Genomic DNA, 14,465 nt, shown 5'->3' with positions numbered 1-14,465 from the left:
GGAAATCCTGAAGGGTTAGAGAACGGGTTGGGGGACGGGCAGCGCGCGCGGCAGCACGCGCCCGGGGTTGAAGGTGTTGGCGGGATCGATCGCCTGCTTGATGCGCGCCATCAGCTCCAGCGCGATGGGCGGCTTGTGGTGGAGGAAGGCGGCCTGCTTGAGGCGGCCGATGCCGTGTTCGGCCGAGATCGAGCCTTGCAGGCGCGCGGTGATCTCGTGCACCGTGTCGTGGATCTGGTCTTCGTGGCGCAGGAAGTCGCTGTCCGGCATGCCCGGGGGCTTGCTCTGGTTGTAGTGCAGGTTGCCGTCGCCGACGTGGCCGAAGCAGACCACGCGCACGCCGGGCAGCAAGGCCTGCAGCGCCGCGCCGGCCTCGGCGATGAACTCGGGGATGCGCGAGACGGCGACCGAGATGTCGTGCTTGATGGACGGGCCGTCCAGCCGCTGGGCCTCGGGCACGTGCTCGCGCAAGGCCCACAGGTCGTGGCTTTGCTGGCCCGAGCGGGCCAGCACCGCGTCCAGCACCAGGCCCTGCTCGATCGCCTGGCCCAGCACGTCTTCCACCGCGGGCGAGGGGTCCATGCGGGTGGAGGTTTCCGACACGTCGAACAGCACGGCCCAGCCGTACCCGCCGGGCAGGGGATCGCGCATGCCCGGTGTGCCGTGCGCCAGCACCTGGTCCAGCGCCTGGCGCCCCATCAGCTCGAAGGCCGTGACTCGTTCGCCGACCGCCGCGCCGAGTTCGGCCAGCAGCTCCACGGCGGCCTGCGGGTCCCGCACGGCCACCCAGGCGGTGATCACCTGCCGGGGGGGCGCGAACAGCTTGAAGGTGGCGGCCGTCACGATGCCCAGGGTGCCCTCACCGCCGATGAACAGCTGCTTGAGGTCGTAGCCGGTGTTGTCCTTGCGCAGGGCGCCCAGGGCGTCGAGCACGCGGCCATCGGCCAGCACCACCTCCAGCCCCAGGGTCAGGTCGCGCGTGTTGCCGTAGCGCAGCACCTGCTCGCCGCCGGCGTTGGTCGACACCACACCGCCCACCGTGGCGCTGCCCTCCGAGGCCAGCGAGAGCGGGAACAGGCGCCCATGGGCGGTGGCGGCTTCCTGCGCCGCCAGCACGGTGCAGCCGGCCTCCAGCGTCATGCTGTTGTCCAGCGGGTCCACGCGCCGCACGGCGGTCATGCGGTCCAGGCTCAGCAGCACCTCGCTGCGCGAGGCGTCGGGTGTGGAGCCGCCCACCAAGCCCGTGTTGCCGCCTTGCGGCACCACCGCCACCTGGTTCGCCGCGCACGCGGCCACCACGCGCGACACCTCGGCCGTGCTGGCGGGGCGCACCACGGCGCGCGCGGCGCCGGGAAAGTTGCGCCGCCAGTCGCCGACGTAACGCGCGGTGGCCGCGTCGTCCGTCAGCACATGGCTGGCGCCGACGATCGCGACCAGTTCGGCAACCAGGGGGTCAGGGGCATTCGACATGGTGGGTGTGTTGGGTTTGTTCATTTCATTCAATGAACTATGATTCAATGAATGAAACTATAAATCCGGCCACCCCCGCTGTCAACCGAGATAATCCGCAGTCGCGGACACCCACCATGAAGCCAAGCAAAAACCACCCAGCCCCATCGGTCCTTTCTGGCGAGCCGGCGAACGCCAGCGCCCCCAAGCCGCCCGCGGGCGTGCTCGAGCGCGGCATCTCCATCCTCGAATGCTTTCGCGAGGACCGCCTGCGCATGTCCCTGCGCGAACTGGCCGAGTGCACCGGGCTGGACAAGGCCACGCTGCTGCGCCTGCTGGGCGTGCTGCAGCGCGCGCGCATGGTCCACCGGTTCGACAGCGGCAGCTACGCGCCGGGCCCGGCGCTGCTGCACATGGGCATGCTCTACCGCAGCACCTTCGATCTGGGCACGCGCCTGCAGCCCGTGCTGCACGCGGTCATGCAGCAGACGGGTGAGACCGTGGCCTTCTACATCCGCAGCGGCGACGACCGCGTGTGCCTCTACCGCGAGAACACGGTCAAGGAGGTGCGCCACCATGTGGAGGTGGGCACGCGCCTGCCGCTGGCGGCGGGCGGCTCATCGGCCCACATCCTGCTGGCCTTCACCGGCAGCCCCACGCCGCACCAGGCCGAGATCGACGCCAAGGGCTACGCCATGACGCGTGCCGAACGCGTGGACGAGATGGCCTCGGTGGCGCTGCCGGTGTTCGACGGCGATGGGACCTTCCTGGGCGCCATGGTCGTCATCGGCCTGGCCTCGCGCCACAACATCGTGGCCCAGCGCAAGGCGGCGGACATCGTGCGCCAGGAACTCGCGCTGCAGGGCTTCGCTAGTGCCGCGCCCAATGGCTGGCGCGTGCCGACCGCCTGACGCGGCCCTGCTCAAATGCCGAAGAGGTCGGCGCTGGGCCGGCAGGGCGCCTCGTCGTTCGACGCGTCCGCGAAGGCCCCGCACCAGCGGGTCAGCTGCGCGGCCTGCGGGTCGGTCATGGCCGGCGCGAAGGCCCGCATGCGCGCCTGCAACTGCGCCCAGTCGAAAGGGTCTTCCGGGTCGCCCCGGCGCAGCTCGCGGTAGGCGCTCAGGCTGCGGCCGTCCTTCAGCGTGACCGTCACGCGCGAGGGGCGTTTTTCCGGGAAGCCGCGCTGAAAGGCCTCGTCCGTGCTCACGTGCACGCGATCGGCCAGGGCCAGCAGCACGGGCGATGACAGGTCGGGCGTTTCCATGTCGGCGATGCCGAGCCGACCCTGGATCAGCAGCGTGGCCACCACGTAGCGCAGGCAGAACGGCGTCTCCGCGGGCTTGGTGGGCCAGTGCACGCCAGCGATCTTCAGCGCGTGCGGAAAGATGACCACCTGCACCGACTCGATGTCCTGCACGGCAGGCGCATGCTGGTCGAGGATCTCGCGGGTGGCGTCCAGCGGCGTGAAGAGCTGGGCGCAGCAAGGCCAGGCCTTGATGGTGGCGGTGTTCAGGCGCTCGGGCGCGTCCAGATCGCTGTCCAGCGCGGTCAAGGGGCCGTCGCCACCCAGCAGCGCGTAGAGGCCGCGCCGCCCCGTGACGAATGCGCGCGCGCCGGGGAAACCTGCCTGTGCCGCCCAGGCGGCCATCAGGCCGTTGCGCACCGCGAAGCCGGGGTGCAGCGATTTGGCCTCGTGGGCCTCGTCATCGACCAGTTGCCACAGGCCAGCCGACTGGGTGGCCGCGATGCCCAGGGCGTGGTGCAGCTGTGCCTGCGGCAGGCCCAGCGCCACCGCGCTGGCCGCCGCCGCCCCCACCGTGCCCGCCGTCGCGGTGGCGTGAAAGCCCGCGGCGTGGCGGGTGCCCAAGGCCTCGCCCACCCGCAGCGCCACCTCGTAGCCGGCCACGATGGCGTCCGCCGCGCGGCGCATCGACAGCGCCTGCGTGGCCGCCAGCGCGAGCACCGGCGAGATCGCCACCACACCCGGGTGCAGCATGGCGGCGCGGTGCGCGTCGTCGATCTCGCGCAGGTGCGCGATGCCCGCATTGGCGAAGCCGGCCGCCAGGGGCTGCGCCGGGGCGCCACCGAACACCGGCGCCGGCCCGGGGCCGGGCACGCTGGTGCGGGCCAGCGCCCTCAGCGCCGAGGCGCCCGGCATGCCGACGGCGGCCCAGCCGGCGGTGAACCAGTCCAGCAGCGCCTGGGCCAGCCGCTCGCGCGTGGCGTCAGGGAGGGGCCGCTGCTGAAGGCCGGCGAGGTGGGCGACCAGGGTGGACTCGGGGGTGGAGGGCATGTGGTTGGTTCATTAAATGAAATGTGTTTCATTATATAAACCAAGCCCCACCACGAACCGATGCGCCGATTCAGACGCTCACCCAGCCCCTGAACCCGCGCGAGGCGTAATACGACTGCACGCCGTTGTGGTACGTGAACACCTGGTCGTAGCGCCGGTCGCAGAACAGGGCGCCCCCCAGCTTGCGGATCTCGGGCGGCGTGGCCACCCAGCTGGAGGTCTTCAGGTCGAACTCGCCGAATTGTTGAAGCTGGCGGTACTGCGCCTCGGTCAGCAGCGACACGCCCATGGCCTGGGCCATCTCGGCCGCGCTGCCCGCCGGCTTGTTCTCCTTGCGCGCGGCCAGGGCTTCGCCGTCGAAGCACAGGCTGCGGCGCCCCGCCGGGCTTTCGGCGGCGCAATCGCAGAACAGGTAGGCGCCGTGCTCGTCCGCCGTGCCGATGACGTCGGGCTCGCCGCCCGTGCTCTCCATCTCGGCCAGGGTGTTCAGCTTGTCGGGCTTGCTTTGAAGGCGGGCCAGCACGTCGGCCCAGCCGACCTTGGCGTGCCGCTTCATGTGCTTCTCGAACCGCTGCTTCAAGGTGCGCAGCAGCTCGTCGCGTTGTTCGGCTTTCATGTGGCGCCCCCTGTGTTCAAACCCGTTCGAAGATCGCAGCGATGCCCTGGCCGCCGCCGATGCACATCGTCACCAGCGCGTAGCGGCCCTGGATGCGCTGCAGTTCGTGGAGGGCCTTCACGGTGATCAGCGCGCCCGTGGCGCCGATCGGGTGGCCCAGCGAGATGCCCGAGCCGTTGGGGTTGACCTTGGCCGGGTCCAGGCCGAGGTCGCGCGTGACGGCGCAGGCCTGCGCGGCGAAGGCTTCGTTGGCCTCGATCACGTCCAGGTCCTTCACCGTGAGGCCGGCCTTCTGCAGCGCCAGCTTCGTGGCCGGCACCGGGCCGATGCCCATGTACTTCGGGTCCACGCCCGCGTGCGCATACGCCACCAGGCGGGCCAGCGGCTTCGCGCCGCGCGCCTTGACCGCGCCGCCATCCATCAGCACCACGGCCGCGGCCGCGTCGTTGATGCCCGAGGCGTTGCCGGCGGTCACGGTGCCGTTCTCCTTCAGGAACACGGGCTTGAGCTTGGCCAGGTCGTCCAGGGTGGCGTTGGCGCGGAAGTGCTCGTCGGTGGCGTAGGCCACGTCGCCCTTCTTGCTCTTGAGCATCACGGGCACGATCTGATCCTTGAACAGGCCGGCCTCGGTGGCGCGCTGCGCGCGGTTGTGGCTTTCCACGGCGAGCCTGTCCTGGTCCTCGCGCGTGATGCCCCACTTGGCCGCGATGTTCTCGGCCGTCACGCCCATGTGGATGGTGTGGAAGGGGTCGTGCAGCGCGCCGACCATCATGTCCACCATCTTGGTGTCGCCCATGCGCGCGCCCCAGCGCATGTTCAGGCTGGCGAACGGCGCGCGGCTCATGCATTCGGCACCGGCGCCGATGGCCACGTCGGTGTCGCCCAGCAGGATGCCCTGCGCGGCCGACACGATGGCCTGCAGGCCAGAGCCGCAGAGGCGGTTGACGTTGAAGGCGGGCGTGCCTTCGGCGCAGCCGCCCTGGATGGCCGCGACGCGCGAGAGGTACATGTCTTTCGGCTCGGTGTTGACCACGTGGCCGAACACCACGTGGCCCACGTCCCTGCCTTCGACGCCCGCGCGCGCGAGCGACTCGCGCACGACGAGCGCGCCGAGTTCGGTGGGAGGCTGGTCTTTCAGGCTGCCGCCAAAGGTGCCGATGGCGGTGCGAACGGCGCTGACGACAAAAACTTCTCGCTGGTTGCTCATGGAGGTCTCCGGGTGATGAAGGGGCACCTGCCATCGTAGCTCGTTGCCCGAGAGGAAGTCGCGGACCAGCTCACCGCTGCAGTGGGTGTGGTACTGGGTTAGATGGTCGGCATCGCCGTGAAGCTCCCGGAGTCGCAGATCGCGGCTGCGAGCCATTCGTCAGTGAAGTGTTCGTGCGTTGGAGGGACGAAGACGGTTGCGCCCGGTGATTCCACGGGGTCTGGGAGCGCTGCCATCTGGTTGAACAACAGGGCCATCTGGGCGATCCTTGCGTCTTCAGCCGTGGCAGCCGCAGCGGCGAGCAAGGCCTGCACCGCGGCGTCGGGCAGTGGCACGCCGTCGCCCGCGAACATGACGTCCGCAGCCCGCGTCGCGCTGCCATCCGACCACGTCACCGCCGAGGTGCCGAAGACCACGTTGCCCTGGTTCATCTCGGGCTCGCCTTCGCGCGTCAACGAGATGCTGCGAAGCCCTGCCGCCTCAAGAGACAGGAACTCGCCTTCGTCCTGCACGCCATTGCCGTTGCGATCCTGGAACAGGCCAAAGTCCTTCCATCGGTCATCGGCCGAGGTGATCTGGCCATCGCCATTGCTGTCGTGGGCGACGAGGCCTTCCAGGTCCGTGCGCGCGCCAGGCAGGTGGCCGACAAAGCTCACCTCGTGGTCGATGTCCACGCGGCCGTCCTGATTGGCATCGAGCACCAGCACCGCATCGGACGGCGCGGCCCAGCCCATGCGGTCTCTGTGGCCATCGCCATTGATGTCCATGAAGACGTTCGAATCGGCCGGCCGGACCAGCTCGATGCCGTCGTTGGCCAGATCGATCACGACCGGATACCACCCGCCCGAGGGAGGGGAGCCGCTGTGTGTTGCAGCGATCGCCACGGTCGTGGAGGCGCCCTGCCCATCGGTCACCCGGATCGTGAACGGATCGCTGCCGCTGTAGGTGTCACCCCGGTGGGACAGGTATTGCCAGGCGCCCGTCTCCGCGACCGACGCACCCGGCACCTGAGCCGCATCGTAGATGTCGAGAGCATCAGCCGTCAGATACCGATTGGCCCATGCATGGCCGTGCACGGGGCCAGAGCCCATGCTGAAACTCAGCGATGACGAATCACCGTCCGGGTCGAAGGCCACCACCGCGCCGTTCTGGCGATAAGGATGGTCCATGGAACCCACCCAACCTTGCTCGGCATCGTAGAGATTCAAATCCCTTGGATCGAACGCAACGGGGCGCATGTGCCCGTTGCGGTAGAAGCTGGCGGTGAGAGTGGCGCCAGAGGACGTCATCAAGCCGTTCCAAGAATTGAGGAGCGCCGCTCTGTCCTCCGAGTAGATGGGCCGGTACCAGTGAAGCCTCTGCTGACGCAGCCTGCGTGGTGGTCGTAAAGGGCTTCGTTGTCTGGGCGCATGCCGCCAGAAGACATGAGAACAGAGCAATGACAGTTTTTGAAGAATGCGTCACCCGAACCTCCCTCGTGAGTTGATAGAGGTTCGATTCTGTTGAGCGAGCAAGCTATGTCGATCCCACAAAACAGTGAGACGCACCGCTTATTCGCCGCTCGCACGCGCCATTCGCGCGGCTTATGCGACGTTCAAATAGAAAGCTCTTGTATCGAGTGGTTTCTGCGGGCCGCCACCGACCCGCCTAACTCAGAACATCTGCCGCGCCACCACCCGCAACTGCGTGCCGCTGCCGTCCTTGCCCGGCCGGGTGAGCAGGATCTCGCCCATGGCCGGGGTCTGGCCGGTGAGGGCGGCGACGTTGATGTGGTGCGTGACCAGCGCCAGGTTGCGCGGGGCCGACCAGCCTTGCACGGCATCGAGCACCTCGCGCGTCTGCTCGTCGCGCTCGTCGGGGCTGAAGAAGGCGTTGAGCGGCGCCCAGACGGTGTTCTTCTTGAAGGCCAGCATGGCGGTGTCCACACAGCGGCACCAGGCGCTGGAGCGCACCTCGTTGATCTTCACGCGCTCGCGCAGAAAGGCTTCGTGCATCTTGTTGGCCTGTTTGCGGCCGGTGTCGCTGAGCATGCGCTGGGTGCGGCAGTCGCCGAGCGTGAAGCCCGGCGGGTCGCCCGCGCCGGGCTCGGTCTGCGCGTGGCGCATCAGCAGCACGCAACCGCCTTCGCGCAGCAGGGTCCAGAAGCCCGCGTCCTGCGTGAAGGCGAGGGTGGGCAGGGTGGTGAGGGCGAGGGCGGTGGCCTGGGTGAAGTGGCGTCGTTGCATGGGGTCTCCCGGTCGCGGTCAATCGCGCACGTCGGCGACAGGGTTGCTGCCGAAGTCGGGCCGGTCCAGCCAGGCCAGCACGCTCGCGGCGGCGTCTTGCGGGGTGCTGAGCTGGCCCTGGCTTTTCAGGTCCTTGAAGCGTCCGACGTCGGGGAACGCCGCCGGGTCGCCCGAGCGCAGTTGCGACTGCATGTCGGTGTCGATCACACCCGGAGCCAGCGACACCAGCCGCGCGCCATGTGGGCGCTGCGCTTCGTCGAGCGCGCTGCAGCGGGTGAAGTGGTCCATGCCGGCCTTGGCGGCGCAGTAGGGCGCCTGGGCCGCCATGGCGCGCCGGCCCAGGCCCGAGGAAATGTTGAGCACCTTGCGCGGGCCGCGCCAGCCGGTGTCCACCCAGGCGCCGGTGGCGCGCAGGAAGGCGGCGGTGAGCTGCATGGGCGCCTCCAGGCCCACGCGCAGCGCGTTGGCGAGGTCGTCGGGCGGGCAGTCGTCGATGGGGCCGATGCGCGGGATCACGCCAGCGTTGTTGATCAAGGTGGCGCTGGCGAAGCCCTGGGCGGCCTGCTCATTCAACCAGTCCTCCAGGCGCTGCGCGGCGCCGGTGGTGTCGGCGAGGTCTTGCGCCCATTGTGTGAGGGTGGCGTCGAGTCGCTGGGCTTCGTCGGCGAGCTGGGTGTTGATGTGGCGTGAGATGCAGAGCAGGTGGCCGTTGGGCCGCAGCGACTGCAGGGCCATGGCCAGGCCCATGCCGCGCGAGCCGCCGGTGAGGATGGTGAGTTGGAGTGGGGTGGTGGTCATGTCAGAAGGGGCAGGGGCTGTGGAAGTGCACGGTGTCGCCGTGCTGCGGATGGGGCAACGAGAGTTGGTGGGCGTGCAGCAGCAGGCGCGGGGCGCGGGCCTGCTGCTCGGGGGTGGCGTACAGCATGTCGCCGAGTATGGGGTGGCCGATGGCTTGCAGGTGCACGCGCAGTTGGTGGGTGCGGCCGGTGACGGGTTCGAGTTCGAGCCGGGTGGTGGTGTCGTCGTCGGTGAGGGGGCTGGCGAGGCGCCAGCGGGTGACGCTGGGTTTGCCGAGTTCGGCGCTGACGATGCTGCGGGGCCGGTTGGGCCAGTCGATGGTGAGGGGCAGGTCGATGGTGTTCCAGCCGTTGTCGGGTTGGGGTTTGTGCAGGGTGCCGGCGACGACAGCGGTGTAGCGTTTGTGGACTTCCCTTTGTTCGAAGGCGCGGCTGAGCTGGCGTTGGGCTTCGATGCCTCTGGCCATGACGACGAGGCCGGAGGTGGCCATGTCGAGCCGGTGGACCACCAGGGCGTCGGGCCATTTCGCCTGGGCCCTTGCGCTGAGGCAGTCCTGCTTGTCGGGGCCTCTTCCGGGGACGGCGAGCAGGCCTGCGGGTTTATCGAGGACGATCATTTGTTCGTCTTCGTGGATTACCTTTAGGGTGCTCACTCGCTGCACCTCGCGGGCGCGTGGGCGCATGGCGCTCTGCTCCGCGGGTGTCCCCCGGCGGCTGGTGCCGCCTCCTCCTTTACCCCGCTGCGCAGAGCGCCATGCGCCCACGCGCCGGAAGCGATGTAGGCATGCAGTCTTCCGAATACCCAGGAGGTCATCGGCGACCGGGGGGGACGGCGCAGCGAAGTCAAGGAGGAGAACCGGCGAAGCCGGTTCGGGGGACATGAGCGGAGCCGTCCCCCCCGGTCGCCGATGACCGGACCAGCCGGAGAAAAAGAGCAACACATCCACACATTCTCCAGGCAAAGGACAATACGCAGCATGCTGCTGCTGGCCCCCATGGAAGGATTGCTCGACGCCACCCTGCGCGATGTGCTCACGCGCACGGGCGGGATCGACCGCTGCGTGAGCGAATTCATCCGCGTGACCAACACCGTGCTGCCCGAGCGTGCCTTCATCCGCGTGGTGCCCGAACTGCTCAATGGCGGCCGCACCCGTGCCGGCGTGCCCGTGCGCGCCCAACTGCTCGGCTCCGACCCGACCCTGCTCGCGGAAAACGCAGAACGCCTGGCCGGCCTGGGCCCGCACGGCATCGACCTGAACTTCGGCTGCCCCGCCAAGACCGTCAACCAGAGCCGGGGCGGCGCCGTGCTGCTCGACGAACCCGAGCTGGTCGGGCGCATCGTGGCGGCCGTGCGCCGCGCCGTGCCGGCCCACATGCCCGTCTCCGCCAAGATGCGGCTGGGCTACAACGACGACGAACGCGCCGAAGACTGCGCCCACGCCATCGCCGAGGCCGGGGCGGACGAACTCGTGATCCACGCGCGCACCAAGGCCCACGGCTACCGGCCTCCCGCCTACTGGGACCGGCTGGCCGAGGTGCGCGCCTCGCTGCCACCGGCCCACCGGCGCCTGCCGGTGATCGCCAATGGCGAAATCTGGACCGCGGCCGACGCCGCGCGCTGCCGCGAGGTGACCGGCTGCGAACACCTCATGATCGGCCGAGGCATGGTGACCGACCCCGGCCTGGCCCTGGCCATCAAAGGCCTGGGCGGTGTGCCCTGGTCGGTCCTGCCCCCGCTGTTCGAGATCTTTTGGCGGCAGGTGAGCGCCCGCGTGGAGCGCCGCCACCGCTCCGGGCGGCTCAAACAATGGCTCAACTACCTGCGCAAACGCTATCCCGAGGCCCAGGCCGCGTTCGACGAACTGCGCCTGGTGAACGAGCCCGACGACATCGAGGCCTGGCTGCGGCGGGCCCAGGGACCGGACATCCTTACCACAGAGTCGATCCGGGCGCTGCCAGCAGAAATGGCGCCGGCGTGTTAACTTCCGGCCCCGGACCCGAACCACGACGCCTGTATGACCTCTCTCGAACAACGGCTGGCCGCCCTCCCAGGAGACCGTCTGCGCGGCATGCGTCGCGGCATTGAAAAGGAAAGCCTGCGCGCCCAGCCCGACGGCAAACTGGCGCTCACGCCACACCCGGCCGCGCTGGGCAGTGCGCTCACGCACCCCCACATCACCACCGACTACAGCGAGTCCCAGCTCGAACTGATCACGGGCGTGCACGACAGCGTCGAAGCCTGTCTGGCCGAGCTGACCGAAGTCCACCAGTACACCGTGCGCAGCCTGCGCGCCCAGGGCGACGAGATGATGTGGGCGTCGAGCATGCCCTGCGGCCTGCCGCCCGACGAAACCATCCCCATCGGCCGCTACGGCTCGTCCAACGTGGGCCGCGCCAAGAGCGTCTACCGCATGGGCCTGGCGCACCGCTATGGCCGGCGCATGCAGACCATCTCGGGCATCCACTACAACTGGTCGCTGCCGGGCGTGGACAACGACGGCTACTTCGCGCTGATCCGCAACTTCCGCCGCCACGCCTTCCTGCTGCTCACGCTGTTCGGTGCCTCGCCCGCGCTGTGCTCCACCTTCGTCGAAGGCCGCCAGCACGAGCTGCAGAAACTGGGCGACACCGGCACGCTGTACATGCCGCACGGCACCTCGCTGCGCATGGGCCGCCTGGGTTACCAGAGCGAGGCCCAGGCCACGCTGGCGGTGAGCTACAACGGCCTCGAAGGCTACGCGGCCTCGCTGCACGACGCGCTCACGCGCCCCTGGCCCGCGTACGAGGCGGTGGGCATCCGCAACCCGGGCGGCGACTACAACCAGCTCGCCACCACGCTGCTGCAAATCGAGAACGAGTTCTACGGCACCATCCGCCCCAAGCGCGTGATCCGCCCTGGCGAGCGCCCGCTGCACGCCCTGCGCGAGCGCGGGGTGGAGTACATCGAGGTCCGGCTGATGGACCTCAACCCCTTCGAACCCATCGGCATCGGCGCGCCCACGCTGCGTTTCCTCGACGTGTTCCTGCTGCACTGCCTGCTGTCGGACAGCCCGCCCGACACGCCGGCCGAGATCCGCGAGCTCGCGCACAACCAGCACCTGACCGCCGCGCGCGGCCGCGAACCCGGCCTGAACCTGATGCGCAACGGCCAGAGCGTGCCGCTGATGCAGTGGGGCGCCGAGCTGCTGGAGCAGCTCGTCCCGATCGCCGCGCTGCTGGACGAGGCCCACGGCGGCAACGAGCACGCCCTGGCCGTGGCCCTGGCGCAAGGCCATCTGCAGGACCCCGACAAGCTGCCCTCGGCCCGCGTGCTGCAGGCCATGCACAAGCACCATGGCGATTCCTTCGTCGCGTTCGCGCGCGCCCAGTCGCGCGTGACGCACCAGCACCTGGCGGGCCTGCCCTGGGCCAGCAAGCTGCAGGCGAAGTACGAAGCGATGGCCACGAAGTCGGTGGAAGACCAGCGCGCCATCGAAGCGGCCGACTCCATGCCGTTCGAGATTTACCGGCAGGAATACACCTCGCCGGCGCGGCTGGGCCGTCCGCAGGCGCAGACCGCGTCGCTGGCGGCCTGAGGCAGGGCGGCAAAGCCCGCCTGACCGGATGGGCAATGGCCCGCCCGGCCCCGGGGGGACCTATCCTGCGATCTTTTTGCCGGAGATCGCCCATGACTCGTCTGACCGCCGCCGACTTCGATCAGGAACTGCTGATCCTGTTTGACGCCTACGTGCATGGCGACATCGACCGCCGCGCCTTCCTGGACCGCGCGTCCAAGTTCGCGGTGGGCGGCATGACGGCGGCGGGCCTGCTGGCCGCGCTCAGCCCGAACTTCGCCGCCGCCCAGGTGGTGCCGGCGAACGACCCCCGCATCAAGACCGAGACGGTGAGCGTGCCTTCGCCGATGGGTTACGGCACCATCAAGGCCTATGTGGCCAAGCCCGTGGCGCCCCCCGCCGGCGGGCGCCTGCCGGCCGTGCTGGTGGTGCACGAGAACCGGGGTCTGAACCCCCACATCGAAGACATCGCGCGCCGCCTGGCGCTCGACGGTTATCTGGCATTCGCGCCCGATGCGCTCACGCCGCTGGGCGGCTACCCGGGCGACGAGGACAAGGCGCGCGCCCTGTTCGCCCAGCTCGACCAGGCCAAGACGAAGCAGGACTTCCTGGCCTCGGCCGCCACGCTCAAGGCCCGGCCGGACGGCAACGGGCGCATCGGCGTGGTGGGGTTCTGTTATGGCGGGGGCGTGGCCCACACGCTGGCCACCGAGCTGCCCGACCTGGCGGCGGCCGTGCCCTACTACGGCAACCACCCGCCGGTGGAGGCCGCGGCCAAGGTGAAGGCGCCGCTGCTGATCCATTTCGCGGGGGTGGACGAGCGCATCAACGCGGCCTGGCCGGCCTACGAGGCCGCGCTCAAGGCGGCGAGCGTGCGCTACACCGCGCACCAGTACCCGGGCACCCAGCACGGCTTCAACAACGACACCACGCCGCGTTTCGACGCCGCCGCGGCCAAACTCTCGTGGGACCGCACGCTGGCGTTCTTCAGGCAGCACCTGGTGTGATCAGCCGTTCGCCACCGGCCGACGTGGCGCTTTCCGCGAACGCATTCCCGCCCAGGGCCCGCGCCGTGACCACATGGGACGCCGCCGCCTGCCCATTCACATCGAGCAGGAACTCCGAGGTGACGACCCGCGCGCCGCAGAAATCGAAGATGCCGTGGTCGATCTGGGTGCGCATCGCCTTGTCGTAGCCGTGCCGCGCATAGGTGCCGCCGTCCGCGCCGCCGATGCCGATGAGGTGGACCGCGAGGCGGCCCAGCCGCTTGCCCAGCGTGCCGTCGGGCGCCTCGTCGTAGGCCCATCCATTGGCGAACACGCGGTCGATCCAGCCTTTGAGCTGACCGGGGAACGACCACCAATAGACGGGATAGACCAGCACGAGCGCGTCGGCGCGGTCGATGCGCGCCTGCTCGCGCAGGACGTCCGAAGGCAAGGGCTTCTGGAGAAAGTAGGCGTTGCGGTCGGCCTGGTTGAAAGCCGGGTCGAAGCCTTCCGCGGCAAGGTCGGCGAACTCGGTGGTGTGCTCGCCCGAGGCCGCAATGCCCTCGGCAAACGAGCGCGCGACGGCGTGTGTGAGGGACTGGGCATCGGGATGGCTGACGACGATGAGGGCGTGCATGGTGGCTCCTTGGGGTTTGGGTGTAAACTACCTTTGGTAATCTACTGTCTGTAGGTTACCTTTGGTAGGTTAACAATGTCAAGCCATCCGATGAACCCTGCTGATCAAGCCGCGCCGAAGAAGCGCCTGTCCAAGGAAGACCGCAACCGCCAGCTCATGGAGGTCGCGTGGTCCATCGTGCGGGGCGAAGGCACCGATGCGCTCACGCTGGGCTACCTGGCGGAGCGCGCGGGGGTGACGAAGCCCGTGGTGTACGACCATTTCGGCACGCGCACCGGCCTGCTCAGCGCGCTCTACGAGGAGTACGACAACCGGCAGCACGCCTTGATGGACGAGGCCTTGCAGGCATCGGGCAAGTCGCTCCCGGCCGTGGCGAAGGTGATCGCTGCCACCTATCTCAACTGCGTCATGGCGATGGGCCGCGAGATGCCCGGCGTCAGCGCGGCGCTGGCGGGCTCACCCGAACTCGACGCCCTGAAGAAGAAGCTGGAGGCGGCGTTCCAGGCGAAGTGCCAGGCCGCGCTGCAGCCGTTCGCGAAGCAGCCCATCGGGCCGGCGGGCATGCGCGCCATGCTGGGCACGGCGGAGGCCGTGTCGTTCGCGGCGGCCGCGGGCGAACTCGACCCGGTGGATGCCGAGCACGAGATCTACGACGCCATCGTGCGGATCGCGCGCAGGACTTGAAACGCGCTCACTGAAGG

14 protein-coding genes are annotated in these 14,465 nt (G+C 69.2%); 5 read left to right on the top strand and 9 right to left on the bottom strand.

Features of this window, described 5'->3' with window-relative positions:
• Positions 1 to 15 precede the first annotated feature (15 nt).
• Complete coding sequence (locus AC1Q9M_RS12080; protein WP_492433961.1) at positions 16 to 1,470, bottom strand: FAD-binding oxidoreductase; 1,455 nt, start codon at positions 1,468 to 1,470, stop codon at positions 16 to 18.
• A 116-nt stretch (positions 1,471 to 1,586) separates the two neighbouring features.
• Between AC1Q9M_RS12080 and AC1Q9M_RS12075 the strand changes: the two genes are divergently transcribed.
• A complete protein-coding gene (locus AC1Q9M_RS12075; protein WP_382320970.1) occupies positions 1,587 to 2,360 on the top strand; it encodes an IclR family transcriptional regulator in 774 nt (257 codons plus the stop codon).
• 11 nt (positions 2,361 to 2,371) lie between these two features.
• On the opposite strand, the gene AC1Q9M_RS12070 is transcribed toward AC1Q9M_RS12075, so the two are convergent.
• The 7 genes from AC1Q9M_RS12070 to AC1Q9M_RS12040 form a co-directional block, all read right to left on the bottom strand.
• Positions 2,372 to 3,742 (bottom strand): MmgE/PrpD family protein, encoded by a 1,371-nt coding sequence (locus tag AC1Q9M_RS12070; RefSeq protein WP_492433958.1) that lies wholly within the window; start codon positions 3,740 to 3,742, stop codon positions 2,372 to 2,374.
• Between the two features lie 70 nt (positions 3,743 to 3,812).
• Positions 3,813 to 4,358 (bottom strand): DUF4256 domain-containing protein, encoded by a 546-nt coding sequence (locus AC1Q9M_RS12065; protein ID WP_444687095.1) that lies wholly within the window; start codon positions 4,356 to 4,358, stop codon positions 3,813 to 3,815.
• A gap of 16 nt (positions 4,359 to 4,374) precedes the next feature.
• The gene (gene bktB / locus AC1Q9M_RS12060) at positions 4,375 to 5,565 is read right to left on the bottom strand and encodes a beta-ketothiolase BktB (RefSeq protein ID WP_492433956.1); all 1,191 of its coding nucleotides are present in this window, start codon (positions 5,563 to 5,565) and stop codon (positions 4,375 to 4,377) included.
• 98 nt (positions 5,566 to 5,663) lie between these two features.
• On the bottom strand, positions 5,664 to 6,854 hold the full coding sequence (locus AC1Q9M_RS12055) for an SPM autocatalytic domain-containing protein (RefSeq protein ID WP_492433954.1): 1,191 nt from the start codon (positions 6,852 to 6,854) through the stop codon (positions 5,664 to 5,666).
• A 363-nt stretch (positions 6,855 to 7,217) separates the two neighbouring features.
• Positions 7,218 to 7,790, bottom strand: a complete 573-nt coding sequence (locus tag AC1Q9M_RS12050) for a histidine phosphatase family protein (RefSeq protein WP_492433952.1) — start codon at positions 7,788 to 7,790, stop codon at positions 7,218 to 7,220.
• Between the two features lie 18 nt (positions 7,791 to 7,808).
• Entirely contained in the window at positions 7,809 to 8,588 is a 780-nt protein-coding gene (locus tag AC1Q9M_RS12045) for an SDR family NAD(P)-dependent oxidoreductase (protein WP_382320959.1), read from the bottom strand.
• A 1-nt stretch (position 8,589) separates the two neighbouring features.
• On the bottom strand, positions 8,590 to 9,204 hold the full coding sequence (locus tag AC1Q9M_RS12040; RefSeq protein ID WP_444687094.1) for an RluA family pseudouridine synthase: 615 nt from the start codon (positions 9,202 to 9,204) through the stop codon (positions 8,590 to 8,592).
• Between the two features lie 360 nt (positions 9,205 to 9,564).
• Here AC1Q9M_RS12040 and AC1Q9M_RS12035 point away from each other — a divergent pair, with 360 nt between their 5' ends.
• The 3 genes from AC1Q9M_RS12035 (at position 9,565) to AC1Q9M_RS12025 (ending at position 13,148) form a co-directional block, all read left to right on the top strand.
• Complete coding sequence (locus AC1Q9M_RS12035) at positions 9,565 to 10,569, top strand: tRNA dihydrouridine synthase (RefSeq protein ID WP_444687093.1); 1,005 nt, start codon at positions 9,565 to 9,567, stop codon at positions 10,567 to 10,569.
• A gap of 33 nt (positions 10,570 to 10,602) precedes the next feature.
• The gene (gene gshA / locus AC1Q9M_RS12030; RefSeq protein WP_382156282.1) at positions 10,603 to 12,162 is read left to right on the top strand and encodes a glutamate--cysteine ligase; all 1,560 of its coding nucleotides are present in this window, start codon (positions 10,603 to 10,605) and stop codon (positions 12,160 to 12,162) included.
• A gap of 92 nt (positions 12,163 to 12,254) precedes the next feature.
• A complete protein-coding gene (locus AC1Q9M_RS12025; protein WP_444687091.1) occupies positions 12,255 to 13,148 on the top strand; it encodes a dienelactone hydrolase family protein in 894 nt (297 codons plus the stop codon).
• Here the strand turns inward: AC1Q9M_RS12025 and AC1Q9M_RS12020 are convergent.
• Entirely contained in the window at positions 13,129 to 13,764 is a 636-nt protein-coding gene (locus tag AC1Q9M_RS12020; protein WP_382320955.1) for an NAD(P)H-dependent oxidoreductase, read from the bottom strand. The two genes, AC1Q9M_RS12025 and AC1Q9M_RS12020, sit on opposite strands and share 20 nt — an antisense overlap.
• 75 nt (positions 13,765 to 13,839) lie before the next feature.
• Between AC1Q9M_RS12020 and AC1Q9M_RS12015 the strand changes: the two genes are divergently transcribed.
• The gene (locus AC1Q9M_RS12015; RefSeq protein WP_382320953.1) at positions 13,840 to 14,448 is read left to right on the top strand and encodes a TetR/AcrR family transcriptional regulator; all 609 of its coding nucleotides are present in this window, start codon (positions 13,840 to 13,842) and stop codon (positions 14,446 to 14,448) included.
• The last annotated feature ends 17 nt before the right edge of the window (positions 14,449 to 14,465 follow it).

The sequence above is a fragment of the Hydrogenophaga sp. GW823-FHT04C09 genome, assembly GCF_058796355.1.
The sequence above is the reverse complement of the archived record's forward strand: the minus strand, read 5'-3'. Positions and strand labels throughout refer to the sequence as shown.

What these genes read in the sequence shown, in the direction of transcription:
- AC1Q9M_RS12080 (WP_492433961.1), bottom strand. Translation starts at nt 1,470, where the DNA reads ATGTCGAATGCCCCTGACCCCCTGGTTGCCGAACTGGTCGCGATCGTC.
- AC1Q9M_RS12075 (WP_382320970.1), top strand. Translation starts at nt 1,587, where the DNA reads ATGAAGCCAAGCAAAAACCACCCAGCCCCATCGGTCCTTTCTGGCGAG.
- AC1Q9M_RS12070 (WP_492433958.1), bottom strand. Translation starts at nt 3,742, where the DNA reads ATGCCCTCCACCCCCGAGTCCACCCTGGTCGCCCACCTCGCCGGCCTT.
- AC1Q9M_RS12065 (WP_444687095.1), bottom strand. Translation starts at nt 4,358, where the DNA reads ATGAAAGCCGAACAACGCGACGAGCTGCTGCGCACCTTGAAGCAGCGG.
- bktB (WP_492433956.1), bottom strand. Translation starts at nt 5,565, where the DNA reads ATGAGCAACCAGCGAGAAGTTTTTGTCGTCAGCGCCGTTCGCACCGCC.
- AC1Q9M_RS12055 (WP_492433954.1), bottom strand. Translation starts at nt 6,854, where the DNA reads ATGACGTCCTCTGGCGCCACTCTCACCGCCAGCTTCTACCGCAACGGG.
- AC1Q9M_RS12050 (WP_492433952.1), bottom strand. Translation starts at nt 7,790, where the DNA reads ATGCAACGACGCCACTTCACCCAGGCCACCGCCCTCGCCCTCACCACC.
- AC1Q9M_RS12045 (WP_382320959.1), bottom strand. Translation starts at nt 8,588, where the DNA reads ATGACCACCACCCCACTCCAACTCACCATCCTCACCGGCGGCTCGCGC.
- AC1Q9M_RS12040 (WP_444687094.1), bottom strand. Translation starts at nt 9,204, where the DNA reads ATGATCGTCCTCGATAAACCCGCAGGCCTGCTCGCCGTCCCCGGAAGA.
- AC1Q9M_RS12035 (WP_444687093.1), top strand. Translation starts at nt 9,565, where the DNA reads ATGCTGCTGCTGGCCCCCATGGAAGGATTGCTCGACGCCACCCTGCGC.
- gshA (WP_382156282.1), top strand. Translation starts at nt 10,603, where the DNA reads ATGACCTCTCTCGAACAACGGCTGGCCGCCCTCCCAGGAGACCGTCTG.
- AC1Q9M_RS12025 (WP_444687091.1), top strand. Translation starts at nt 12,255, where the DNA reads ATGACTCGTCTGACCGCCGCCGACTTCGATCAGGAACTGCTGATCCTG.
- AC1Q9M_RS12020 (WP_382320955.1), bottom strand. Translation starts at nt 13,764, where the DNA reads ATGCACGCCCTCATCGTCGTCAGCCATCCCGATGCCCAGTCCCTCACA.
- AC1Q9M_RS12015 (WP_382320953.1), top strand. Translation starts at nt 13,840, where the DNA reads ATGTCAAGCCATCCGATGAACCCTGCTGATCAAGCCGCGCCGAAGAAG.